Below are 23,239 nucleotides of genomic sequence, written 5' to 3' on the forward strand. Positions count from 1 at the left end.
TTGAGCAGACAGTGAAAGGCGGTCCATGACCTTTCTGGAACTTCTGAAACCGCAAGCGGTCAAGGTCGTTGCGGCGGCAAGCAGCAAGAAGCGCCTGATGCATGACATCGCGGAACTGGCCGAAAGCGCACATGGGCTTCCGGCCGCCGCGGTGGTCGAGGCGCTGATGGAACGCGAAAGCCTCGGACCGACCGGTGTCGGCCACGGGGTCGCGTTGCCGCATGCACGCATATCCGGCATCGACGAGGTCCGCGGGGTCTTCATCCTGCTGGAAAAGCCCGTCGAGTTCGAGTCGGTCGACCGCCAGCCGGTCGATGTGGTCCTCGCGCTCTTTGCGCCCGAGGACGCTGGCGTCGAACACCTCAAGGCACTGGCGCTGGTTTCGCGCACGCTGCGTGACGCAGCGCTCTGCAACAAGCTGCGCGCCAACCCCGACCCGGCGACACTGCACACCATCCTGACGGCCGACCGCTCCTCGCAAGCGGCCTGACCCCCGGACCACGAAAAGCGGACCGCCTCGGTCCGCTTGTCCACGTCGCGCGCAGTCCTCGCCGGCACTGCGCGGCGCCCGGTCCTTCTTCTCTTTCCAAATACCCTCGGGGGTGAATTGGCGCAGCGCGCCAAGAGGGGGCAGCGCCCCCTGCTCCGGCCGTCCAGTCAGCCGATGCCCATGTTTCGAAGCGCCGCCGCCGCAGGGTGGGTTTTCACCCCACCTCCCCTCACATCCAGTCGTCGAAGCCGAACATGACGTAGTCGCGCTGGTAGGCCTCGCGCGCCAGGCGCTCCAGTTCGTCGTCATAGATCTGCGCAAGCCCGAAGGGCGCGCGCACCGGCACATGCACCGGGTCGGGCGGCGCGTCGTGGCCGACCTGCACCGCCAGCGCCGGCAGGTAGCTCGCCATCTCGTCCTCGCGCACGATCATGTCGGGCAGCGTCAGCTCCGACATGCCCTGGATCACCTGCGCCTGGCTCGCCCAGTGCCCGTCGATGCGCACCGCAGTCTGGCCCGACAGGTTTGCCCGGAGAAACCCGAGGAACGCCGTGAAAGCCTCCCGGTGCGCCTCGAGCGTGTAATCCGCGCCGGGCTCGCCCTCGGGGATGGGCAGATTGTGCGCCCGGCGCAGGGTGTTTCGGATGCCGCGGTAGCTGCCCGGCCCGGTGGTCAGGATCCGGTTGCAGAAGGCATCGTGCGCCCGCGCGAGCGGATGCCGCAGCACGGTGAAGCTGCGGTGCCCCGGGCGCGCACGCTTCCACTGGCGCAGGCTCTTCTGGCTGAAATCCCGCAGCAGCGCGTCGTCCTCCACGCCGTCGAGCGCCCGCAGCCAGTCGAGCACCGCCGCTTCCGGCCCCGAGCGGATCGGCATGTAGAGCAACGGAGTCTTTGCCGCCGCCACGTAGCCCGGCACCGCCGGCCCGCGGCGTGGCTCGAAGGTCGGCGTGCGGCCCAGGTTGAAGCGATCGAGCCGGGCCAGCGCCCGCTCCATCTCCTCGAAATTCGCCACCTTCTCCGAGACCGGTTCGGGATTCTGACGCTTCAGCGCGGTGTTGAGGCTGTCGAGCTGCGACCGCGCGCCGAGCCAGCGGGCCAGCCCGTTCATCACCTGCACGTCCTGCAGGTCTTCGTAGGCCACGTAGAAGGCCGTCTGCCCGCTCACCTGCAAGGCGTTCATCAGCGTCACCTGGAAGTCTTGCAACGCCCCCAGATGCGCCTCGAATTCACGGGCGTCGAAGCGCACCCGGGCGTCCTTGCGCTTCCTGACGTTGGTGAGCTTCCACTGTCCCGTGGCCTGGGCGATCTTCCAGCTCACGTAGCTGTCGACCGGGTTTCGGGTCAGGATGATCTTGGCACAGCGCGGATCCTCGAGGACCGCGGGCAGGATGCGGGCGTCGTGATCGTGGAAGAACCGGAACCCGCCGATCCCGTCGGGCATGGCCTGCCGGATGCGGGCGAGCAGCCGCTCGGGATCGCGGTCCCGCTCGTCCTGCGTGATGCCCAGCACCTCTTCCGAATTCGGGTAGCCGATGAAATGCGGATTGAAGACCTCGCCGAGGCAGGTCAGCCCGTCGAAGGCATTGATGTTGGCCTCCAGGAAATTCGACCCGGTGCGCATCTCGGCAAAGACGACGAAGCAATCGAAGCGGTCGGACATGAACGGCCTTACTTATTCACGACATAGGGTCTGCGGCGGCGCGGCCGGGCGCTCCGCGCGGCGGGCTCGACGGGGAAATCCCCCATGAGATACGGATGCATCCCCTGGTTCTTGAGGTTCTGCAGGAACCGGCCGAAGCCGGCGAGCTCCTCCATCACCGGCGCCTCGGCGAGCCGGTGCGAGGATGACTGCCCGATCTCGTCGATCACCAGCTGCAGGGGCTCCATCGGGGCCTCTATGAACTCGGCCATGGTCCAGATACGGATGCGCGCCTTGGCATCGGGCGAGCGCATCTGGTCGAGCATCCTGCTCTCGATCTTCTGCAGCGCGGCCGCCTCGGCGCGCAGGTCGGCAAAGGTCGCGTTGGACTTGAACAGCGGCACCGCCCAGGCCCCCGAGATCACGCTGACCTGCGCGTTCGGATCGCGGCTGATGTGCCAGATGATCCCCGGCGTGTCATGGGGGCCATGCTGAAAGCACTGCCGCTCGCCGCGGGTGTTCCACAGAAGGTTCGTCAGGAACGCCTTCGGGTTGGCGTCGCGCAGCTTCGCGTTGTCCGGCAGCGCCCCGTTGATCACCGTCTGCCCGCCGGCGAACTCGGCACGCTCCGGCGCGTAGAGATGGCCATGCACCTGCGCCCCGGTCGCCCGACCGAGCCACCCCTCGAAGTCCTTGAAGAGCTCGGAGAACCCCTGGAAGACCGAGTATTTCCCGGCGGTCACGCCGTTCTCCCAACCAAGGTTGGGATAGCGCGACTGCATGTAGAGGCCCGGTCGTCCGCGTGTCCGGCGGTCGACGGCGCGGGCGAAGATCCGGTCGATCTTGCCGGGGTTGGGCTCCTGCCGGTTCTGCTCGGCCTCGGCGTCGGTCAGGAAGGCGCGGTAGAGCCGGTCGGCATACGGCCAGATCTTGCGCGCCACGAAACAGTCCGAGCGCCGGAGAAGCTGCAGGTGATCGTCGTAGAAGATGTGCGGCTTGCCCTGGAAATCGAACTTGGACAGCGTCAGAGAGCGGCTCTCGATGTTGGTCGAGTAGAGCCGCGCGAGGGTCTGGAAATAGCTCTCGTCGGGAATCCAGACCCGGCGGAAGTAGCGGTCGAACCGGCGTCGCTGCGGGTCCTGCAGGATCGCGGTCAGCGTCTGGCGGGTCAGGCACCACCACTGGCTGCCCATGTGCGGCACGATCCCGCGCGGCATGCGCCTGCGGAAGCCGATGCTGCGCTGGACCTCGACGAAGCGGTCGAAGAAGAAGCGGCTCTTGCGCCAGGAGAACGGGAACAGCAGCGTGAAGCGTTCCTCGTCGAGCCCGCCGACGGTCCATGGCACATCGGCCGTGGTGGCGCTTTCGATGAAGTCGGTGCCCGGCCGGGCGTCGAGGTAGCCGACCAGTTCCTCGACCGGGCGCAACGGCAGGCAGGAGCCCGATGTGAGGTAGACGTGGCGCACCTTCTCGAAGCGGGCCAGCATCAGCTCGGCCGCATCCTGACTTGCCGCCACGAGCCCCCAGGTCCCCCATTCGCAGCGGTGGCGTTTCGAGAACAGCACCTCCGGATCGTCCGCGAGGGACGCGACGAAGGCGTCGTAGGTCTTTTGCGGGACGTTGCTGTCGACGTGGATGACCACCGGGCAGCCGGCCCGCCGCCAGTGACGCGCCACCTGCTCGGCCCGGTCCAGCGCGGTGTGCACCAGCATGAGGATGCCGACGCTCATGCCCAGTTGCCCTTGGACATGAGGCCGAGGATCTCGAGCTGACGCCAGTTGATGTATTTCTCGGACCACTTGCACCAGAGATCCGGGTTGTCCCGGATCTTGTCGGCATAGGCGAGATACTCGGTCGACCCCGCGTAGTGCTCCCTGCGGGCGAGCTCCTCCTCGGCCTTGGCGCCGAAGGTGTCGAGGAACTTGGTGTGCAGCAGCAGGCCGCTGGCCTTTTCGCCGCCCCATTCGTCGTAGACGAGGTTCAGCCCGCGCGGCAGCAGCATGTGGGTCGAGCTGACGTAGGTGTAGCGCCGGTCCCATTTCACCAGCGGCACCTTGTTCAGCGCCGGGGCGCGTTCGGGCCTGTCCGCAAAGAACACGCGCGCCCGCGGCCCGCCCTGGATCCAGAGGTTGCCGAAACGGCGGTTGCGGCTCGTGCGGTAGTTGCCGGCATCGAACCACGAGGCGATCTCGAGCGGGTTCTGCCCGGCCCGGTAGGGCTGCGCGTCGATCCGGCCCTTGGGATACATGTCGAGCAGCATCGCCGAGAAGCTCTTGATCGACGACGCATCCAGCCAGTCGGTCAGCGCCCGCAGCGGGCGCGTGTCGCAGAACGGGTAGAGGAAGAACTCATCGGGATCGAGGGTCAGCGCCCAGTGGCCATGGGCATGCTTGCGCAGCAGGTGGTTGATCCAGTCCATCCCGAAGCGCGACCGCTTGTAGCTGCCCTGCGTCGACCAGACCGAGACGTCCTCCTGCCGGGACAGGTAGTCGAGCGAGCCGTCGGTGCTGCCGTTGTCGACGAAGAAGAAGTGGTTCACCCCCATGTCCCGGTAGTATTTCAGGAAATACGGCAGGCGGATCGCCTCGTTCCGCTGGGTGCAGAAGACGAACAGGTCGGAGGGGCGGATGCGGTCGGTGCGGTCCGAGACCGGCTTCAGCTCGCGCGACTTGCGCAGGGCGCGGACGCGCCAGCGCTTGCGCTGAAGCCTCAGCCTGTATGACTGCCATGCACCCAAACTCTACCCTTCGTGCGGACCGGAAGCGCGGCCCGGGCTCCGTGGCGGCTATCAGATCAGGGTTAATACGGTCTTGAAATGCATGCCCCAGCCCGGCGGGCACCACCCCTCCGCGCCGCTGCGCTCCCTGCCCGGATCAGCCCGACGCTCCTCGGCCATCCTTGTTATGTGACGGCGCCAAAGATAGCCGTCAGTTACCTGTGCGTAAACGGGAATATCTCCCAGCACCTCGCGCAGCACCGGCAGGTCGGCGGACAGCACCGGCACCCCCAGAGCCGCGGCCTCCATCGGCGGCAGGCCGTAGCCCTCGGCAAGGCTGGGGAACAGCAGCCCGGCACTGTCGCGCAGCAGGGCGGCGACCTGACCGTCGTCCAGCCCCGGCAGTTCGTGCACCCGGGCGATGCCCCGGTCGAGCCGGGCGAAGACCTCGGCGTTCCTCCAGCCCCGCGCCCCGCAGACGAGCAGCTCGGCATCGGGCGCGTCCCGCTCCCAGATGTCGAGCAGCAGCGCGTGGTTCTTGCGCGGCTCGATGGTGCCCAGCACGACGAAAAACGCCCTGCCGGTCCACGGGCCCCGCGGCGCGTCCCCCGGAGGCGACGGCTCGACGCCCAGATGCGCGACCACCGTGCGGGGCGCGTCGCCCTGCGGCGCTGCTTCCCCCCACCGGTCGCATCCCGCCATGTGCCTGCGGAAATCGGCCTCGGTCTGGTGCGAATTGCAGATCACGAGATCGGCATGGCGCCCCACCCGGTCAAGGAAGGCACTGAACCGCGCGGTGACTCCCTCGCGCGTGTAATCGGGGTAGTCGAGCGGAATGGTGTCGTGCAGCAGCACCGCGATCCGGCTGGCGGGGCGGGCGCGCACCGCGCGCACCACCCGCTCGGTCAGGTTGGTGTGGCCGGTGTTCAGGTAATGCGTCCACGCGGGAAGGTGCCGTTCCAGCATGCGGGTCAGCCCCCGGGGCAGACAGCGCGCCACGGCCAATCGGCGGACCGCCGTCTCGGCCTCCGCGCGCCCCGGCGGCAGGCGCCGGAGCCGCGACAGCAGGTCCGGCGCGGGCCAATCGCCCGCCGTGAACTGTCGCTTCAGCGCCGCGCAACCCTCGGGGTCCAGCAGAAGGTAGCCCATCGAGCTGCGCACCAGCCCCCAAAGGGGACCCGCGTCGAGCAGATGCACGAGATAGGCATATTCGACCCGGTCGATACCGGTGAAGGCGCGGCCGGCCCGCGAGACCAGCCGCGTGAGATCGAGGAGGCGCGTTGGCGCCTCAGCCCTCGTAGTGCCCATTCTGATGCCAGCGCCAGGCGTCGGCGATCATCTGCGGCATCGTCGAGCGACCCGGCGTCCATCCGAGTTCGGCGGCGGCGCGGGTCGAGCCCGAGACCAGCTTGGTCGCATCGCCGGCGCGGCGCGGCCCCTCGGAGTGCGGCACCTCGCGGTTGGTGACCGACCGCGACGCGTCGATGACCTCGCGCACCGAGAAGCCGTCTCCGGTGCCGAGGTTGAAGACGCGGCTATCCTTGCCGTCCTTGAGCCACTTGAGCCCCAGCACATGCGCATCGACAAGGTCCATGACGTGCACGTAGTCGCGGATGCAGGTGCCGTCCGGCGTGTCATAGTCGGTGCCGTGGATGGTCAGCGCCGGGCGCGTTCCGTCGATCGCCTCGAGCATCACCGGGATGAGGTGTGTCTCGGGACGGTGATGTTCGCCGACCTCGCCCTCGGGGTCCGCCCCCGCCACGTTGAAATAGCGGAAGATCACCGACTTCAGGCCATAGGCGGCCTCGAAGTCGCGCAGGATGTTCTCGACCGCGCGCTTCGACGCGCCGTAGGCGTTGAGAGGCTCCTGCGGGGTGCTCTCGTCCAGCACGACGTTGTCATGCTCGCCATAGGTCGCGCAGGTCGAGGAGAACACGAAGTTCAGGCAGCCCGCCGCGCAGGCGGCCTCGATCAGCGTCAGCGAGCCCTCGACGTTGTTGCGCCAGTAGCGGCCCGGCTCGGCCATCGCCTCGCCGACCTGGCTCAGTGCAGCGAAGTGCATCACCGCCACGGGCTCGTATTTCGCGAAGACCTCGTCGAGGCGGGCGCGGTCGGACAGCGCCCCCTCTTCGAAGGGTCCGAACTTCACCGCGTCCTTCCAGCCGGTGACGAGGTTGTCGTAGGTGACGGGCGTGTAGCCCGCCGCTTTCAGTGCCTTGCAGGCGTGCGAGCCGATATAGCCCGCACCGCCGGTGACCAGTACGTTTGTCATCGTTGCTTATTGCGCCGCTTTCCGGGCCGAGACGATCTCGTGCAGGTAGGCCTCGAGGTCGTCACGCAGATCGTCACGGTCGAGACCGAACGCCACGGTGGCCTGCAGGAAGCCGGCCTTGGAACCGCAATCGTAGCGCTGGCCGTTGAAGCGGTAGCCGTAGACGCCGTTGCTCTCGTCTCCGATCTGCCTCGCGATTGCGTCGGTCAGCTGGATCTCGCCACCCGCGCCGGTCTGCTTCTCGTCGAGGTTCTTGAGGATCTGAGGCGACAGGATGTAGCGGCCGATCACGGCCAGGTTCGAGGGCGCGGTGCCCGCCTTGGGCTTTTCGACCATACCCTTGACCGACACCATCGAGCCCATGTCTTCCTCGACGTCGAGAATGCCATAGGAGGACGCCTTGTCGGCAGGCACTTCCATCGCGGCGACCATGTTCCCGCCGGTTTCCTCGTAGGCTTCGACCATCTGCTGCAGGCATGGCTTGTCGGCGGCGATCACGTCGTCGGGAAGCATGACCGCAAAGGGCTCGTCACCGATCAGACGGCGGGCGCACCACACGGCGTGACCGAGGCCCAGCGCCTTGTGCTGGCGGATGTAGGCAATCTCGCCCGAGTCCATGTTGGTCTGGTTCAGCACGTCGAGCAGCTTGTCCTTGCCCTTGGCCTTGAGGTCGGCCTCGAGGTGGGGCGCGACGTCGAAGTAATCTTCGAGCGCGCTCTTGCCGCGCGAGGTGACGAAAATGAACTCGGTGATGCCCGCCGCGCGCGCCTCGTCGATGGCGTATTGCACCAGCGGACGGTCCACGAGGGTCATGATCTCCTTCGGAACGGATTTTGTCGCGGGAAGAAATCGAGTGCCAAGCCCTGCCACCGGAAAGATGGCTTTCGTGACTTTATTACGCATTGTCTGCTCCTTGCATTCGCCCAAGGCAGTAAAAAAATTAGCCTATGCAGGCGTCTCACTAGCACGTTACCCGGTAGCGTGAAACTGCGCAAAAGCTGTCGGCGGGAAACCCCGCGAAAGTTTCGTGACAGCTGCCGAAAGCTTCATCGGGTTGGAGAACTCGCCCATAGAGAGAGCAGATATAAAACCCCTCAACCCCTTTCGCGCACCTGCGAAACCCGCGCGCACTCGGCCTCGAGACGGCGACGGAAGAGCCATGGCCATACGATGGGATCGCCACGATCGGAGCGCCCCCAAAGTCCGCCGATCTGCTCCCAGAACCCTTCCGGATGGAACCTCACACGGTGAAAAAGCGCCGTGTGAGAGAATCGGTAGAGGCTGACGATTCGCCCCTCGCGGACGAGTCGCTGCGCCTCGCGACGCAGCCCCGCGCGACGCCAGGGGCGGCCCGCCAGAACCGTGCGCGGGGCGCCCGGCCGGCCGGGGAACGCAAGGAACGGTGACGGTGCATCCGGCATCGGCTTCAACGTCGACAGCGGACGTGCCCGCCCCTCGCGCCAGCCATGGTCGAGCCCCCGCAGGAGTCGAAGCACGTCGTCGGGGCCGAGCGGTCCGCGCTCCATGTGGCGCAGAAGTCGGCGCCGCTGCTCGGCGCGAATCCGTTTCCAGGCAGCCGCATGCCCGGCCTTGTCGCAATGCCGCCGCAGGAACACCGCGACCGAGGCACCGATCTCGGTAAGATCGCGCGGGGTGCGGTCCGCCGCGCGACGCAAGCTTTCAGCGTATCCGTGGTGCACCTGCGCCAGCGGCACGACGACGACACGGTGCCCGGCTTCCGCGTGGCGCAGGTCGAGGTCGGTCTCGTCGAGGAAGAACCGGTAAGCCGGATCGAAGCCCCCCATCCGCATAAGCACCGAGCGCCGATGCGCCATGTTCGTGCCCTGCAGCTTGATCGCCCGGCCTGCGCGAGGCTCGGGCGCGACCGGGTCCTCGCCGTCGAGCGTGAGCTCCGACTCTTCGAGGCCCGCCGTCACGGTGCGTGCCCGCCACTGGAAGTCGATGCCGTTGCGTCCGCGGACGAAACCACCGGCCGCGGCGACGTCGGGGTTGATGAAGGGGGCGGAGAGACGGGCCAGCCATGTCGGCTCTGGCACCGCGTCGTCATCGAGAAAGGCGACCACCTCGCCCGCTGCCTGCGCGATCCCGAGATTGCGTGCGGCCGAGATATTGGGCTCGTCGAAAGGCACGAGCTTGATCCGGTCGGCATCGGACCGGTCGGCGACCACGGCGGCTCCCTGCGGGCAGGCCACCACGATCACCTCGAAGACCGGATGGTCGAGCTGCGCCACGCCGGTCAGGCAGAGGCGCAGCGCATCGGGACGCCCGCGGCTGACGATCACCACGCTGACCGACGGGGCGTCCATGGGCCCGCTCAGGCCTCCTTGAGGTCCACGCCCGGGGAATAGGCGATGAAGAACGGGTTGGCGAAGCCGGCCTTGCCGTAGGCGAGCGGCGTGTGATCGTCGAAACGGACGACCCGGCCGCCAGCGCCGTTCAGCACCGCGTGCCCGGCTGCGGTGTCCCACTCCATCGTGCGGCCAAGACGGGGGTAGAGGTCGGCCTCGCCGGTCGCCACGAGGCAGAACTTCAGCGACGAGCCGGCGCTCTTGGAGTCTTTCACCGAGTACTTGTTGATGTAGGCATCTGTGGCCTCGTCGCGGTGCGACTTGGAGGCCACGACCATCAGCGCGTCATTGTTCGCCTCGGAGACCGAAAGCTGCGTCAGCTCGCCCGCGGTCTCCTTGTCGAAGGGGCCAGCCTCTTCGACCGAGTGCCCGAGCGAGTCGGTGTAGAACATCCGCCCCTTGGCCGGCGCGTAGACCACGCCACGGGTCGGAACGCCCTCTTCGACCAGCGCGATGTTCACGGTGAAATCGCCGCGGCGCTTGACGAATTCCTTGGTGCCGTCGAGCGGGTCGACGATCAGGAAGGTCATCACGTCCTGCTCGTGGCTGTCCGCCTGCTCTTCGGTCACCAGCGCCATGTCGGGAAAGGCTTCGCGCAGGCCGGCCGAGATCAGCGCGTCGGCGGCCTCGTCGGCTTCGGTCACCGGGCTCTCGTCGGACTTGGTCTTCACCTCGAAATCGGGGGAGTCGTAGATCTCCATGATCTTGTCGCCCGCCTCGAGCGCCAGACGCCGCATGACCTGCACAAGTGTTTCGTAATTCAAAGCCTGTCTCCTAGCTCCCGCCATTCGCGGGTTCATTGATCTGAAAGCCTCCTCCCCTTATGCTGACGCCGATCTGGATGGGCAAGAAGATCGGCTGAAAGTTCCGGCATCCCCCACCCGGCGTGACGAGGATCGGAGCAGTTTGCCATGTTTCAGACCACGAAGCCGCGTTCCCGGCTGGGCTCCGCGATCTACATCTCCGAGTTGATCTACCACAATTCGGTTCGCGCTGTCCGAAAGACTCATGGCAATGCCTTCATGGCGCTGTTCATGAACATGCTGCAGACGGTCATCTTCGTGCTCGCCTTCTACTTCATGTTCCAGATCCTCGGCATGCGCAGCACCGCGATCCGCGGCGACTTCATGATCTACATCATGACCGGCGTCTTCCTCTACATGACCCACACAAAGACGCTTGGCGCGGTGGTATCGTCCGAGGGGCCGGCGAGCCCGATGATGCAACATGCGCCGATGAACACGGCCATCGCCATCGCCTCGGCGATGCTGTCGACGCTCTACATCCAGATCCTGTCGCTGGTGGTGATCCTGTTCGTCTACGACGTCGCCTTCAACCCGTTCGTCATGCAGGAAATCCACGACCCGATCGGCTGTCTCGCGATGATCCTGCTGGCGTGGTTCTCGGGCGCGGCCATCGGGATGTTGTTGCTTGCCGCGAAGCCGTGGTTCCCGACCCCGGTGCAGATCGTCTCGACCGTCTACCAGCGGGCCAACATGATCGCCTCGGGCAAGATGTTCGTGGCCAACTCGCTGCCCCCGCACATGCTGGCGATGTTCAGCTGGAACCCGCTGTTCCACACCATCGACCAGTCGCGGGGCCACGCCTTCGTCGACTACAACCCGCGCAACTCCGACTGGGAATACGCCCTGTATCTCTCGCTGATCCTCATCATGATCGGCCTGATGGGCGAATTCTACACCCGCAAGCATGCCTCGGCGAGCTGGAGCGCCCGACGCTAGGCAGGGATTCCGGACTAGGGGGCCGGCCGTCTTCGGGCTACGCTACTTCCTCTCAATTGGTCGAAGAGGAGCCCGAGATGTTTCGCGTCCTGTCCGTTTTGCTTGCCGCCAGTTCCTTTGGTCTCGCGCCTGGGGCGCCGGTCTTGGCCGCAGAGCCCGGCGCGCTCCCGGCGCTCTACGCCGTGAGCGGCGTCGCCTCCGATGACCAGCTCAACGTGCGCGCCGCGCCCGACGCCGGGGCAGAGATCATCGGCGCGCTTTCGCACGCGCAGACCCATGTCGAGATCACCGCGACGAACGACGACCAAAGCTGGGGCCGGGTGAACACGGGCGAGCGCGCCGGCTGGGTCTCGCTCGCCTACATGGACCGGCAGGAGGGCAGCGCCCTGCCCGACGCCGGCGCGCTGCGCTGCTTCGGGACCGAGCCGTTCTGGTCGCTCGACGCGGTCCCCGGCGAAGACGTCGGCTGGTCCGAGCCCGAGACCACGCTGCCCCGCCTTCGGGCCGACGCCCTGCGCACGGCGGAGGGCCGTTTCGAGCCCTACGTGCTGACCTTCGGCGGCCCGGGTCAGGACGGCACACTGGTCATTCACCCTGTCGAGGCCTGCTCCGACGGCATGTCCGAGCAGCTTTACGGGCTGTCCGGTGACGTGGTGCTTACCGGCCGGACCGAACGCGCCGTGTCGGGCTGCTGTTCGATCCAGCCGCAGTAAAGGCCTCACCGGGGGCGCGGTGGGTTGCAAACCCACCCTACGGCGTCGCGCGCCGGATCATCCGACGCGCGGCTCCGCCGGGGCGGCACCGTCCCGCGCCGAGCTCAGGTCACCACGCGCAACGTAAGGTTGATCCGCCCCCCCTGCGGCAGCAGCGTCGACGAGCCGAAACGGATGCGGTCGACGCCGTGATGCTTCAGCCGCGCCTCGCCGCCCATCACCACGACATCGCCCGAGCGCAGCCAGACCGACTCGGTCCTGCCGCCGCGCTCCTCGTTGCCCATGCGGAACAGCCCCTCGTCGCCGAGCGAAACCGAGACCACGGGCATCCCGAAATCCGCCTCGTCCTTGTCCTGGTGCAGCCCCATGCGGGCGCCCTCGCCATACCAGTTGATGAGGCAGCATTCCGGCGCCCGGTCGACCCCCGAGACGCTGTCCCAGATGTCCAGCACCTCGCGGGGAATCGGCGGCCAGTCCATGCCCTCGGGATGGCGCGGCTCGTAGCGGTAGCCGCGCCGGTCGGTCACCCACCCGAAACGCCCCGCCGCCGACATTCGCACCGACATCTCGCGGCCGCGCGGGGTCACCGGCTGGTAGAGCGGGGCCACGCGCAGGCAGCCGCGCAGCGCCTCGACCAATCGCTCCTGCGCCGGCCGGTCGAGAAAACCCGCGTGGATGCGGAAGCCGCGACGTTCGATCACTTCGGTCATGGCCTCTTTGTTCCGGATTCCCCCGGCGGGCGCAAAGAAAATCCAGTCATTTGCCGGAATCTCGCCCTTTGCGGCGCTTGCAGCGCTGAAACCCCCTCCTTATATACCCTCCGAACGCCGCGAGGCCCCGGCCAGACGGCATCACCATCAGCGGGGCAGGATGCCGTAAACGGGTCCGGACGCCTCGTGTCATCGCCTTGAATCAGAAAGGGATCGAAACATGGGTAAAGTCATTGGTATCGACCTTGGCACCACGAACTCCTGCGTCGCCATCATGGACGGCAGCCAGGCACGGGTGATCGAGAACGCAGAAGGTGCCCGCACCACGCCCTCGATCGTCGCCTTCGCCGAAGAAGAGCGCCTGGTCGGTCAGCCTGCGAAGCGTCAGGCCGTCACCAACCCCGAGAACACCATCTTTGCCGTCAAGCGCCTGATCGGCCGCCGCACCACCGATGCGGAGGTGACGAAGGACCAGAAGATCGTGCCCTACAAGATCATCGACGGCGGCAACGGCGACGCGTGGGTCGAGGCTCGCGGCGACAAGTATTCGCCCTCCCAGATTTCCGCCTTCATCCTCGGCAAGATGAAGGAAACCGCCGAGAGCTACCTCGGCGAAGAGGTGACGCAGGCCGTCATCACCGTTCCCGCCTACTTCAACGACGCCCAGCGTCAGGCCACCAAGGACGCCGGCAAGATCGCGGGCCTCGAGGTGCTGCGCATCATCAACGAGCCGACCGCGGCCGCGCTCGCCTATGGCCTCGACAAGAAGGACAGCAAGACCATCGCGGTCTATGACCTCGGCGGCGGCACCTTCGACGTCACGATCCTCGAGATCGACGACGGCCTGTTCGAAGTGAAGTCCACCAACGGCGACACGTTCCTCGGTGGCGAAGACTTCGACATGCGGATCGTCAACTACCTTGCCGACGAGTTCAAGAAAGAGCACGGCATCGACCTGACGCAGGACAAGATGGCCCTGCAGCGTCTCAAGGAAGCTGCCGAGAAGGCGAAGATCGAGCTTTCGAGCGCGACCCAGACCGAGATCAACCAGCCGTTCATCTCGATGGGCTCGAACGGTCAGCCGCTGCACATGGTGATGAAGCTGACCCGCGCCAAGCTGGAAAGCCTCGTCAACGACCTGATCAAGAACTCGATCAAGCCGTGCCAGGCCGCTCTCAAGGACGCCGGCATCTCGAAGGACGAGATCGACGAAGTCGTGCTCGTCGGTGGTCAGACCCGGATGCCCAAGGTGTTCGAAGAGGTCACCAAGTTCTTCGGCAAGGAGCCGCACAAGGGCGTGAACCCCGACGAGGTGGTCGCCATGGGTGCTGCCATCCAGGCCGGCGTTCTGCAGGGTGACGTGAAGGACGTGGTCCTGCTCGACGTGACGCCGCTGTCGCTCGGCATCGAGACGCTGGGTGGCGTGTTCACCCGCCTGATCGACCGCAACACCACGATCCCGACCAAGAAGTCGCAGATCTTCTCCACCGCCGAGGACAACCAGTCGGCCGTGACGATCCGCGTCTTCCAGGGTGAGCGCGAGATGGCGTCCGACAACAAGCTGCTCGGCCAGTTCAACCTCGAGGACATCCCGCCGGCACCGCGCGGCATGCCCCAGATCGAGGTGACCTTCGACATCGACGCCAACGGCATCGTCTCCGTTTCGGCCAAGGACAAGGGCACGAACAAGGAGCAGAAGATCACCATCCAGGCCTCGGGTGGCCTCAGCGACGACGACATCGAGAAGATGGTCAAGGAAGCCGAGGAGAACTCCGAGAAGGACAAGGAGCGTCGCGAGCTCGTCGAGGCGCGCAATCAGGCCGAAAGCCTCATCCACTCGACCGAGAAGTCGATGGAAGAGCACAGCGACAAGGTCGACCCGTCGACCATCGAGGCGATCGAGCTGGCCCTGTCCGCGCTGAAGGAAGACCTCGAGAAGGACGACGTCTCGGCCGAGAAGATCAAGGCCGGCATCCAGAACGTCACCGAAGCGGCGATGAAGCTGGGCGAGGCGATCTACAAGTCGCAGGCCGACGCTGGTGAGGGCGCCGACGAGCCCGAGGCGGCGGACAACTCCGGCAACTCGGGTGACGACGACATCGTCGACGCCGACTTCGAGGACCTGGGCGACGACAACAAGCGGAGCTGAGCCAGGCTCTCGGAACATAAGAGGGGCCGGTCCGGACGCCGGACCGGCCCTTTCCGTTCCGGGCAAAAGGAGGGCATGAATGTCCAAGCGTGACTATTACGACGTGCTCGGTGTCAGCAAAGGTGCCTCCGCGGACGAAATCAAGAAGGGCTATCGCAAGAAGGCGAAGGAACTTCATCCCGACCGCAACGCCGACAATCCCGATGCCGAAGCGCAGTTCAAGGAAGCGAACGAGGCTTACGAGGTTCTGAAGGACCCCGAGAAGAAGGCGGCCTACGACCGCTTCGGCCATGCGGCCTTCGAGGGCGGCATGGGCGGTGGCGGCGGACCGCGCCCCGGTGGCGGTGGTTTCCATGGCCAGGGCGATTTCGCCAGCGCCTTCTCGGATGTCTTCGACGATCTCTTCGGCGACTTCATGGGCGGCCGCCAGGGCGGTGGACGTCAGCGCGCGGCGCGCGGGGCAGACCTGCGCTACAACCTGCGCGTGACGCTGGAAGAGGCCTACAACGGCCTCCAGAAGATGATCAACGTGCCGACCTCGGTGCAATGCGACGAGTGTGACGGCTCCGGCGCCGAAGGTGGTGCCGAGCCCGTGACCTGCCCGACCTGTTCGGGCATGGGCAAGGTCCGTGCGACCCAGGGCTTCTTCACGGTCGAGCGCACCTGTCCCACCTGTTCGGGGCTGGGCCAGATCATCAAGAATCCCTGTGGCAAGTGCGGTGGCACCGGTCGCATGCAGAAAGAGCGCGCGCTCTCGGTCAACATCCCGGCAGGGGTCGAGACCGGCACCCGCATCCGGCTTGCCGGAGAGGGCGAAGCCGGCATGCGCGGCGGGCCTCCGGGCGACCTCTACATCTTCATCGAGGTGAGGCCGCACGAGATCTTCGAACGCGAAGGCGTCGAGCTGCATTGCCGCGTGCCGGTGTCGATGACAACGGCCGCACTCGGTGGCGACATCGAGGTGCCGACGATCGACGGTGGCCGCAGCCGGGTAAAGATCCCCGCGGGCAGCCAGTCCGGTCGCCAGATGCGCCTTCGGGGCAAGGGAATGCCGGCGCTGCGCGGCGGCGGCTCGGGTGACATGTTCATCGAGCTCGCGGTCGAGACGCCGGTCAACCTGACGTCGCGCCAGAAGGAGCTCCTGCGCGAGTTCGAGGAGCTGAGCGAGGACAACAATCCGGAATCGCACAGCTTCTTCTCGTCGGTGAAAAACTTCTGGGATTCGATGAAGGGCTGACCCCGGCCTTGCGCGAATGCGGCTCCTGGTCGGCGCCTTTCGGCCCCCCCAAGCACCGGCGGCCGCCACGGCCTCGCGCAACTATCGGTGGAACCGATCAGAGAGGGCCCGGGTTGATCCCCGGGCCCTGTTTCATTCGGGAGAGACACCTTCGCATGTTCGACTGGATCACGAACCTCATCGACAGCATGGGCGCGTTCGGCGTCGCTCTCCTGATGTTTCTCGAGAATGTCTTTCCCCCCATTCCCTCCGAGCTGATCATGCCGCTGGCGGGCTTCAACGCGGCGCGGAACACCATGTCCCTGCCGCTGGTCATCGCCGCAGGCAGCATCGGCTCGCTGGCCGGCGCCTACCTCTGGTACTGGATCGGGCGACGGATCGGGTTCGAGCGGCTGTGCAAGCTGTCGCGGAAACACGGTCGCTGGCTCTCGGTGTCGCCCGAGGAGTTCGACCGCGCCAATGACTGGTTCGACCGGCATGGCGGCGGCGCGGTGCTCATCGGGCGCCTGATCCCCACCGTCCGCACCTTCATCTCGGTCCCGGCGGGCGTTCGCCGGATGCCGCGCGCCTTTTTCCTCGGGCTGAGCGCGATCGGAACCGTGGCATGGACCGCGTTCCTCACACTCGCGGGTTACTGGCTCGAAGGCGGCTACGAGGCCGTCAGCGCTTGGCTCGACCCGGTCTCGACCATCGTCGTCGTCGGGCTGATCGGCACCTACCTGTGGCGCGTCGCGACCTACAACCGCCGCGTCAGTGATTACGACGAAGAGAAGCAGGGCGCAGAGCAATCTTAACGCTTCGCTAAGGTCTGCACGCGACGCTCCGGGCATGGCCCGTGCGACGCAATTCTCCGCTTCCCAGCCCGCGCTCTTCGATCGTGACGAGGCGCCCGAGGCGCCGCTTCCCGCCGGGCGCGCCCTGCCCTCCTACATCCGCGACCATCGCGCGCGGCTGCGCGAACGGTTCATGACAGGCGGGGCCGATGCGCTGCCCGACTACGAGCTGCTCGAACTGGTGCTCTTCCGGGCGATCCCGCGACGCGACGTGAAACCGCTCGCACGGGCGCTGCTCGAGGCGTTCACCGACTTCAACGGCGTGCTCTCGGCGCCCGCCGCACGGCTGGGCGACATCCCCGGCGTCGGTGACGCGGTTGTCGCCGAGCTCAAGATCGTCGAAGCCGCCGCGCATCGGCTCGCCCGCTCCCGCGTCTTGCAAAAGCAGGTCGTCAGTTCGTGGGATGCGCTTCTCGACTACTGCCAGACCGCCATGGCCCACCGCGAGACCGAGCAGTTCCGCGTGCTGTTCCTCGACCGCAAGAACGTGCTGATCGCCGACGAGCCACAGGCGCGCGGGACGGTCGACCACGTGCCGGTCTACCCCCGCGAAGTGGTGAAACGGGCGCTCGAGCTGAACGCCAGCGCGCTGATCCTCGTGCACAATCATCCCTCCGGCGACCCGACGCCCAGCCAGGCCGACATCGACATGACGGCGCAGATCCAGAGCGCGGCGGATGTGCTGGGCATCACCTTGCACGACCATCTCGTCATCGGACGCTCGCGCGAGCTGAGCTTCCGCAGCGAAGGCCTGCTCTAGTGCCGGCTCAGCGCAGCCAGACCTCGACCCGGCGATTCACCCGTCTTCCCCAGACGGTATCGTCGCAGGCCATCGGCATTGCCTCGCCGAAAGCCACTGTCTCGAGCGTCAGCCGGTCGAGGTCCGCCGTCTCCGCGGTGCCGATCACCGCATCGCGCACGGCCTCTGCCCGGGCCCGCGCGATCTCGAGGTTGTCGTCGGCCGGGCCCTGCCCATCGGAGAAGCCGACGAACACCATCCTGCGCCCGTCATACTCTCCAAGCTCCAGCGAACGCGCGAGTTGCTGCACGTTCGATCGTGATTGCGCATCGAGCCGCACCGACCCGGTCTCGAAGCGGAAGGAGGTGGTCAGCCGCCGCATCGGGGCAAGCATGGTGACCATCGACTGCAACGCCCCGAGCCCCTCCTGCCCCTGCGCCACGGCAATCGCGTTGGCGAGCCGGTTGCCCTGCGCGTTGATCTCGATCTCTTCCGGCGCCTGGTCGACAAAGCCCGCGCGGCGGATCACGATCTGGGCCGGCGGGCTGCGCGTGTAGGCGAGGAACTCGCGGGCCAGCGCCGGCAGGCGGCGCGCCGGCATGTAGAGGAATATCGGCGCAGTGAGCGGATAGTCCTCGGTCTTGATCGCGGTGCGCCGACCGCGAAGCTGGAAACCGCAGCTGCCCGTGAGGGAAAGCGGCTTGGTGTTGCCGATCTCGGAGTAGCTTGCGAGACCGATGCCGAAGGGATCGTCCGCGACCGCCTCGGACAGCACGGCGTTGCTCTCGTGTCGTACGATCTCGCCGTTCAGCTCAAGTCCGGAGGGGCGCAACAGGCGGTCCTCGAGCCCCTGCGCGAGGCCGGAGCCCGCGTTGCGCAGATGCAGGACGACCGGCGCGTCGGGTCCGCCGAGCGCCCGCCAGTTCACCAGCCGCCCCGAGAGCATCCGCGCCAGCGCCGACAACGAGATCGCGTCCACCGGATTTCCGTGGGCGACCACGGGGATCATCGCATCGAGGGCGAGAACGCGGCTGCGATTGGGGTGCGACAGGTCGCCGAGGCCCGCCGCTTCGGCCTGCTCCCGCTCCTGCGGTCGAACCTCTCGCAGCGCCATGACCACGTCGGCCTCGTCGGAGAGCAGGTCGGCGAAACCGCCGTTCGTGGTGTGCGACCGAAAGGAGAACCGGCCGACCACGCGGTCCTCGGAAGGGTCGGTCAGCAGGTATCGAAAGCGGCCGTCCGCGCTGTCTTCCCGCGCCGCTTCCAGCCCGTTGCGCAGCGCGAAGCCCTCGACCAGCGCCGGCATGAGCACGTCACCGATGGCGGCAGAGCCGGACACGCGCATCTCGGCCACGAAGTCGGTCAGGGACGGGCACCCGACGCCCTCGCAAAGCACGCCCGAGCTGTCCACGGTCAGCTCGCCGTAGCGGGTTTCCATGCGGTAGAATTCGCCGTCGAAGCCGAGCAGCGTTCCGGACAGTTCGATGCCGCCGTCGCGCGAGCGCAGCGTGATGTCCTGCGCGCGAAGCGGCCCCCCGAAAAGGCAAAGTGCGGCGAGGACCGCCGCACAGATCGTCTTCATGGAATTCCCCGGTTCCCTGTCACCTTGCAGCGATCTTCAGGTCTTCCACGAGGTTTTTCAACACCAGAAAATCTCCGACACCGTCGCAGGCCGGGATCGACAGCGACAGGTCGCGGACCCGCAGCGGGGCATCGCCATGGCGTTCGAGCGTCTGCGCCTCGACCGCGCGGTCGCAGTTGGCATCGGTGACCTCGGCCTCGACCGAGATGCTCACGGTGCCCTCCTGCCGGGCGGTGCCCGCGGGGAAGCTGTAGATCTCTGCGACCAGCGGATCGCGCCCCGACGCGTCACCGAGACGGGTGAGGAAGCCGCTTTCGCCTTGCGCGCTGCGGGTCATGTCGCCGGCGTGGGCGCTCCAGATGTGTCCGTCGGTGAAGTAGTCGGCGCCGAACTCGCGGGCGTGAAGCTGCAGCCCGCTCGCACCGCGCCATTGCAGGACGACCCGGTCGTAGAAGGGCAGCGCCGGCACGTCGACCACTGCGGTCGCCCCGTCACCGCCGTCGAAGGCCGCAACGAAGAGCGCCCGCTCGGTCAGTGCAGGCACGGACAGGCGCAGGCTGCCGTCGGGCGCGGTATGCTCGGTGAACATCAGCCCGTGATGGTGGATGGTGACCCGCTCGGAGGCGTAGCAGGGCGCCGAGAGCTCAAGCGCGACCATGGCGCCGGCGTTCACCTCTGCCGACATCTCGATGGCACAGTCGAAGCCCTCGGAGCGGGCGGTGTCCGGGGTGGGAATCGTCGCAACCGGCGCCTCGGCCCGGACCCGCTGCACCGGCAGGTCGGGAAGCGTGGACGCTGTTTCGAGGGCTGCCGGAACCGGCAGGCGCGGAGCCACCCCGGACGCCGAGGACATGTCAGTGATGTCGCTCACGACCAGATCGCCCTTCTGGTTCAGCGCGACGGGCGTGGCAGCGTCGCCCTGCTGCATGAAGTAGCCGATGGCGAGCGCCATGAGCACCGTGGCCACCGCCAGAAGATATGTCTTGAGTCGCGCCATCCCGGCCTCCACTCGCATCCTGCGTTCTCATTCATAAACAATTTATGAGTGAAAAGCGGCACTGTTGCGGCAGAGGCGGGGTGTCATTCTGACAAGAAGGGGCGCCGAAGCGCCCCTGTCCAATCAAGCTCGCATCGAGTTGCGGCCCAACTCAGGCGAGGCGTCCGTGACAATGCTTGAACTTCTTGCCCGACCCGCAAGGGCAGGCATCGTTGCGGCTGGGGTTGCCCCAGGTCGTCGGATCGCCCTCATCGAAGCCTTCGACCAGCGGCGTGGTCGCGGCGTCCGGGGTGCCCGAGCCCGGCTCGGGCGCGGCTGCGGTGTCGCCCTCGCCCGGCGCCGGCGGATGACCGGCGGCGGCGTTCTCGGTCTGGCGACGCAGCGCAGCCTGCTGCTGCGACAGCTGCTGCATCATCGCCTTCTGCTCGTCCTCGGTCATCGGGCGGATCCGGGCGAGCTGCTCGGTGACCGTCTCGCGCAGCGACTCGAGCATCGACTCGAACAGCTGGAAGGCCTCGGTCTTGTACTCGTTCAGCGGATCGCGCTGCGCGTAGCCCCGGAAGCCCACGACAGAGCGCAGGTGTTCCAGAGTCAGCAGGTGATCGCGCCATTTCTGGTCGATGGTCTGCAGCACGACCTGCTTCTCGATCTGGCGCATGGTGTCCGAACCGAAGGCTTCGGCCTTCTCGGTCATCATCTTGTCCGACGCCTCGACCATCCGCTCGCGGATCACCTCTGCGTCGACGCCCTCTTCCTCGCCCCACTTGATGACGGGCACGTCGATGCCGAGCTTCTCGAGCGCGGCGGCGTAGAGCCCTTCGGTGTCCCACTGGTCGGCATAGGTCTTGGGGGGGATGTGGACGTCGATCAGCTCCTCGATCACCTCGTGACGCATGTCGTCGGTGATCTCCGACACGTCCTCGGCTTCCATGATCTCGCGACGCTGCGCGAAGATCACCTTCCGCTGGTCGTTCATCACGTCGTCGAATTTCAGCAGCTGCTTGCGGATGTCGAAGTTGCGGCCTTCGACCTTCGCCTGCGCCCGCTCGAGCGACTTGTTGACCCAAGGGTGAACGATGGCCTCGCCATCCTTCATCCCGAGCTTCGACAGCATCTTGTCGAGCCGCTCGGACCCGAAGATCCGCATGAGGTCATCCTCGAGCGACAGGTAGAACGAGCTGCGGCCCGGGTCACCCTGGCGGCCCGAACGGCCCCGCAGCTGGTTGTCGATGCGGCGGCTCTCGTGGCGCTCGGTGGCAAGAACGAACAGGCCGCCCGCCTCCTTTACCGCGGCCTCGGCCTCGGCGTGCTCGGCCTCGATCCGCCGACGGATCTCCTCGGGGTCACCGTCGGGCTCGGCGTCCAGCGCCTCCATCACCTTGAAGTCGACGTTGCCGCCCAGCTTGATGTCGGTGCCACGGCCGGCCATGTTGGTCGCGATGGTGATCGCCCCCAGCTTGCCGGCGTCGGCGACGATCTGCGCTTCCTTCTCGTGCTGGCGCGCGTTCAGCACGTTGTGCGGCAGCTTCGCCTGCGTGAGAAGCTGCGACAGCATCTCGGATTTCTCGATCGAGGTCGTGCCCACGAGCACCGGCTGGCCCTTCTCATGCGCCAGCTTGATCTCGTCAGCGATGGCCTGGTATTTTTCCTGCGCGGTGCGGAACACCTGGTCGTCGTCGTCCTGGCGCGCGATCGGCCGGTTGGTGGGCACCTCGACCACGCCCAGCCCGTAGATCTCCATGAATTCCTCGGCCTCGGTCGAGGCCGTGCCGGTCATGCCGGCGAGCTTGTCGTAGAGACGGAAGTAGTTCTGGAAGGTCACCTGCGCCAGCGTGACGTTCTCGGGCTGGATCTGGCAGCCCTCCTTGGCCTCGATGGCCTGGTGCAGACCGTCCGACAGGCGCCGCCCGGCCATCATGCGGCCGGTGAACTCGTCGATGAGCACGACCTGCCCGTCGCGGACGATGTAATCCTTGTCCCGCGTGTAGAGCTTGTGTGCGCGCAGGCCCTGGTTCACGTGGTGCACCACCGTGGTGCTTTCCGGATCGTAGAGCGTCTGCCCCTCGGGAAGGATGCCGCGGGCGTGCAGGATCTCTTCGAGCGCCTCGTTGCCCTCGTCGGTGAAGGTGACGTTGCGGGTCTTCTCGTCGATCGTGTAGGCGTCGTCGGAAAGCTCGGGGATCAGCCGGTCGATCGACATGTAGAGATCGGAGCGGTCCTGCGATGGCCCCGAGATGATCAGCGGCGTCCGCGCCTCGTCGATCAGGATGCTGTCCACCTCGTCGACGATGGCGAAGTAGTGGTCCCGCTGCATCATCTGGTTCAGCTCGGACTTCATGTTGTCGCGCAGGTAGTCGAAGCCAAGCTCGTTGTTGGTGGCGTAAGTGATGTCGGCGGCATATGCCGTCTTCTTCTCGTCCTCGGGCTGCTGCGGGTAGACGACGCCGGTCGACAGGCCAAGCGCCCCGTAGACCTTGCTCATCCACTCGGCGTCGCGCCGGGCGAGGTAGTCGTTGACCGTGACGATGTGCACGCCGCGCCCGGTCAGCGCGTTCAGGTAGGCCGGGAAGGTCGCGACGAGCGTCTTGCCCTCGCCGGTCTTCATCTCGGAAATGTTACCCTGGTGCATGAAGATGCCGCCCATGAGCTGCACGTCGAAGGCGCGCAGGCCGATGGCGCGGCGGGCGCCCTCGCGGCAGTTGGCAAAGGCTTCGGGCAGGAGCGAGTCGAGGCTCTCGCCGTCCGCGATCCGCGTCTTGAACTCTTCGGTCTTGGCGATCAGGCCTGCGTCATCGAGCTTTTCGAACTCCGGCTCCAGCACGTTGATCTTGTCGACCAGCGGGCGTGTCGCCTTGATCTTGCGGTCATTCGGCGTTCCGAACACCTTCCGCGCGATAGTCCCGATACCCAGCATACCTGCCCGTTCCTGTTTGACAATGTCGTGTTCGCGTCGCGGCATCTGCTTGCCCGCCTCGAACACAGCCCATATGACACAGGGGAACGACCGGCTTTGCAGAGCCTTTTGGCGATGTAAGGAACGGCTCTGAAAGT

19 protein-coding genes are annotated in these 23,239 nt (G+C 66.6%); 7 read left to right on the forward strand and 12 right to left on the reverse strand.

Annotation, left to right across the window (positions count from 1 at the left end; genetic code table 11):
* Positions 1-25 precede the first annotated feature (25 nt).
* Positions 26-490 (forward strand): PTS sugar transporter subunit IIA, encoded by a 465-nt coding sequence (locus D6860_RS22595; RefSeq protein WP_076622797.1) that lies wholly within the window; start codon positions 26-28, stop codon positions 488-490.
* A gap of 229 nt (positions 491-719) precedes the next feature.
* Here the strand turns inward: D6860_RS22595 and D6860_RS22600 are convergent, their stop codons facing one another.
* From D6860_RS22600 to cysQ, 8 genes are all read right to left on the reverse strand, one after another.
* Positions 720-2,150: a sulfotransferase family 2 domain-containing protein gene (locus D6860_RS22600; protein WP_076622798.1), complete on the reverse strand. Its 1,431-nt coding sequence runs from the start codon at positions 2,148-2,150 to the stop codon at positions 720-722.
* 8 nt (positions 2,151-2,158) lie between these two features.
* Complete coding sequence (locus tag D6860_RS22605) at positions 2,159-3,859, reverse strand: DUF5927 domain-containing protein (RefSeq protein WP_076622799.1); 1,701 nt, start codon at positions 3,857-3,859, stop codon at positions 2,159-2,161.
* Complete coding sequence (locus D6860_RS22610) at positions 3,856-4,866, reverse strand: glycosyltransferase family 2 protein (RefSeq protein ID WP_076622800.1); 1,011 nt, start codon at positions 4,864-4,866, stop codon at positions 3,856-3,858. Before D6860_RS22610 ends, D6860_RS22605 begins: the two co-directional genes overlap by 4 nt.
* Before the next feature lie 51 nt (positions 4,867-4,917).
* Positions 4,918-6,153 (reverse strand): glycosyltransferase family 4 protein, encoded by a 1,236-nt coding sequence (locus D6860_RS22615; protein WP_093412501.1) that lies wholly within the window; start codon positions 6,151-6,153, stop codon positions 4,918-4,920.
* Complete coding sequence (gene galE / locus D6860_RS22620; RefSeq protein ID WP_076622801.1) at positions 6,134-7,117, reverse strand: UDP-glucose 4-epimerase GalE; 984 nt, start codon at positions 7,115-7,117, stop codon at positions 6,134-6,136. Before galE ends, D6860_RS22615 begins: the two co-directional genes overlap by 20 nt.
* A gap of 6 nt (positions 7,118-7,123) precedes the next feature.
* Positions 7,124-8,020, reverse strand: coding sequence for a UTP--glucose-1-phosphate uridylyltransferase GalU (gene galU, locus D6860_RS22625; protein WP_076622802.1), 897 nt, complete (start codon positions 8,018-8,020; stop codon positions 7,124-7,126).
* Positions 8,021-8,211: 191 nt separating this feature from the next.
* On the reverse strand, positions 8,212-9,444 hold the full coding sequence (locus tag D6860_RS22630; RefSeq protein WP_076622803.1) for a glycosyltransferase family 2 protein: 1,233 nt from the start codon (positions 9,442-9,444) through the stop codon (positions 8,212-8,214).
* Between the two features lie 8 nt (positions 9,445-9,452).
* On the reverse strand, positions 9,453-10,250 hold the full coding sequence (gene cysQ / locus D6860_RS22635) for a 3'(2'),5'-bisphosphate nucleotidase CysQ (protein WP_076622804.1): 798 nt from the start codon (positions 10,248-10,250) through the stop codon (positions 9,453-9,455).
* A 147-nt stretch (positions 10,251-10,397) separates the two neighbouring features.
* Here cysQ and D6860_RS22640 point away from each other — a divergent pair, with 147 nt between their 5' ends.
* Both D6860_RS22640 and D6860_RS22645 read left to right on the forward strand, forming a co-directional pair.
* Complete coding sequence (locus D6860_RS22640; protein WP_017468370.1) at positions 10,398-11,228, forward strand: ABC transporter permease; 831 nt, start codon at positions 10,398-10,400, stop codon at positions 11,226-11,228.
* A 77-nt stretch (positions 11,229-11,305) separates the two neighbouring features.
* Positions 11,306-11,941 (forward strand): COG3650 family protein, encoded by a 636-nt coding sequence (locus D6860_RS22645; protein WP_110688247.1) that lies wholly within the window; start codon positions 11,306-11,308, stop codon positions 11,939-11,941.
* Positions 11,942-12,045: 104 nt separating this feature from the next.
* On the opposite strand, the gene D6860_RS22650 is transcribed toward D6860_RS22645, so the two are convergent.
* Entirely contained in the window at positions 12,046-12,651 is a 606-nt protein-coding gene (locus D6860_RS22650) for an alpha-ketoglutarate-dependent dioxygenase AlkB family protein (protein WP_017467389.1), read from the reverse strand.
* Positions 12,652-12,871: 220 nt separating this feature from the next.
* On the opposite strand from D6860_RS22650, the gene dnaK reads away from it, so the two are divergent.
* From dnaK to radC, 4 genes are all read left to right on the forward strand, one after another.
* Positions 12,872-14,800: a molecular chaperone DnaK gene (dnaK, locus tag D6860_RS22655; RefSeq protein WP_017467388.1), complete on the forward strand. Its 1,929-nt coding sequence runs from the start codon at positions 12,872-12,874 to the stop codon at positions 14,798-14,800.
* A 79-nt stretch (positions 14,801-14,879) separates the two neighbouring features.
* The gene (gene dnaJ / locus D6860_RS22660) at positions 14,880-16,037 is read left to right on the forward strand and encodes a molecular chaperone DnaJ (protein ID WP_076622806.1); all 1,158 of its coding nucleotides are present in this window, start codon (positions 14,880-14,882) and stop codon (positions 16,035-16,037) included.
* Between the two features lie 155 nt (positions 16,038-16,192).
* A complete protein-coding gene (locus tag D6860_RS22665; protein WP_076622807.1) occupies positions 16,193-16,831 on the forward strand; it encodes a DedA family protein in 639 nt (212 codons plus the stop codon).
* Between the two features lie 34 nt (positions 16,832-16,865).
* Entirely contained in the window at positions 16,866-17,630 is a 765-nt protein-coding gene (radC, locus tag D6860_RS22670; protein ID WP_017469047.1) for a RadC family protein, read from the forward strand.
* Positions 17,631-17,637: 7 nt separating this feature from the next.
* Here radC and D6860_RS22675 read toward each other — a convergent pair whose 3' ends face one another.
* From D6860_RS22675 to secA, 3 genes are all read right to left on the reverse strand, one after another.
* On the reverse strand, positions 17,638-19,191 hold the full coding sequence (locus D6860_RS22675) for a phosphate ABC transporter substrate-binding/OmpA family protein (RefSeq protein ID WP_076622808.1): 1,554 nt from the start codon (positions 19,189-19,191) through the stop codon (positions 17,638-17,640).
* Positions 19,192-19,210: 19 nt separating this feature from the next.
* A complete protein-coding gene (locus tag D6860_RS22680; RefSeq protein WP_076622809.1) occupies positions 19,211-20,188 on the reverse strand; it encodes a translocase in 978 nt (325 codons plus the stop codon).
* 151 nt (positions 20,189-20,339) lie between these two features.
* Positions 20,340-23,102, reverse strand: coding sequence for a preprotein translocase subunit SecA (secA, locus tag D6860_RS22685; RefSeq protein WP_076622810.1), 2,763 nt, complete (start codon positions 23,100-23,102; stop codon positions 20,340-20,342).
* Positions 23,103-23,239: the final 137 nt, after the last annotated feature.

Origin of the sequence: Salipiger sp. D13, assembly GCF_003703915.1 — a bacterium.
In the GTDB taxonomy this organism is placed as follows: Bacteria; Pseudomonadota; Alphaproteobacteria; order Rhodobacterales; family Rhodobacteraceae; genus Salipiger; species Salipiger profundus.

Coding starts and splice junctions, on each gene's coding strand:
- D6860_RS22650 (WP_017467389.1), bottom strand. CDS start 12,651: ATGACCGAAGTGATCGAACGTCGCGGCTTCCGCATCCACGCGGGTTTT.
- D6860_RS22640 (WP_017468370.1), top strand. CDS start 10,398: ATGTTTCAGACCACGAAGCCGCGTTCCCGGCTGGGCTCCGCGATCTAC.
- dnaJ (WP_076622806.1), top strand. CDS start 14,880: ATGTCCAAGCGTGACTATTACGACGTGCTCGGTGTCAGCAAAGGTGCC.
- D6860_RS22615 (WP_093412501.1), bottom strand. CDS start 6,153: ATGGGCACTACGAGGGCTGAGGCGCCAACGCGCCTCCTCGATCTCACG.
- D6860_RS22630 (WP_076622803.1), bottom strand. CDS start 9,444: ATGGACGCCCCGTCGGTCAGCGTGGTGATCGTCAGCCGCGGGCGTCCC.
- D6860_RS22680 (WP_076622809.1), bottom strand. CDS start 20,188: ATGGCGCGACTCAAGACATATCTTCTGGCGGTGGCCACGGTGCTCATG.
- D6860_RS22675 (WP_076622808.1), bottom strand. CDS start 19,191: ATGAAGACGATCTGTGCGGCGGTCCTCGCCGCACTTTGCCTTTTCGGG.
- radC (WP_017469047.1), top strand. CDS start 16,866: ATGGCCCGTGCGACGCAATTCTCCGCTTCCCAGCCCGCGCTCTTCGAT.
- D6860_RS22665 (WP_076622807.1), top strand. CDS start 16,193: ATGTTCGACTGGATCACGAACCTCATCGACAGCATGGGCGCGTTCGGC.
- dnaK (WP_017467388.1), top strand. CDS start 12,872: ATGGGTAAAGTCATTGGTATCGACCTTGGCACCACGAACTCCTGCGTC.
- D6860_RS22645 (WP_110688247.1), top strand. CDS start 11,306: ATGTTTCGCGTCCTGTCCGTTTTGCTTGCCGCCAGTTCCTTTGGTCTC.
- galE (WP_076622801.1), bottom strand. CDS start 7,117: ATGACAAACGTACTGGTCACCGGCGGTGCGGGCTATATCGGCTCGCAC.
- galU (WP_076622802.1), bottom strand. CDS start 8,020: ATGCGTAATAAAGTCACGAAAGCCATCTTTCCGGTGGCAGGGCTTGGC.
- D6860_RS22600 (WP_076622798.1), bottom strand. CDS start 2,150: ATGTCCGACCGCTTCGATTGCTTCGTCGTCTTTGCCGAGATGCGCACC.
- secA (WP_076622810.1), bottom strand. CDS start 23,102: ATGCTGGGTATCGGGACTATCGCGCGGAAGGTGTTCGGAACGCCGAAT.
- D6860_RS22595 (WP_076622797.1), top strand. CDS start 26: ATGACCTTTCTGGAACTTCTGAAACCGCAAGCGGTCAAGGTCGTTGCG.
- D6860_RS22605 (WP_076622799.1), bottom strand. CDS start 3,859: ATGAGCGTCGGCATCCTCATGCTGGTGCACACCGCGCTGGACCGGGCC.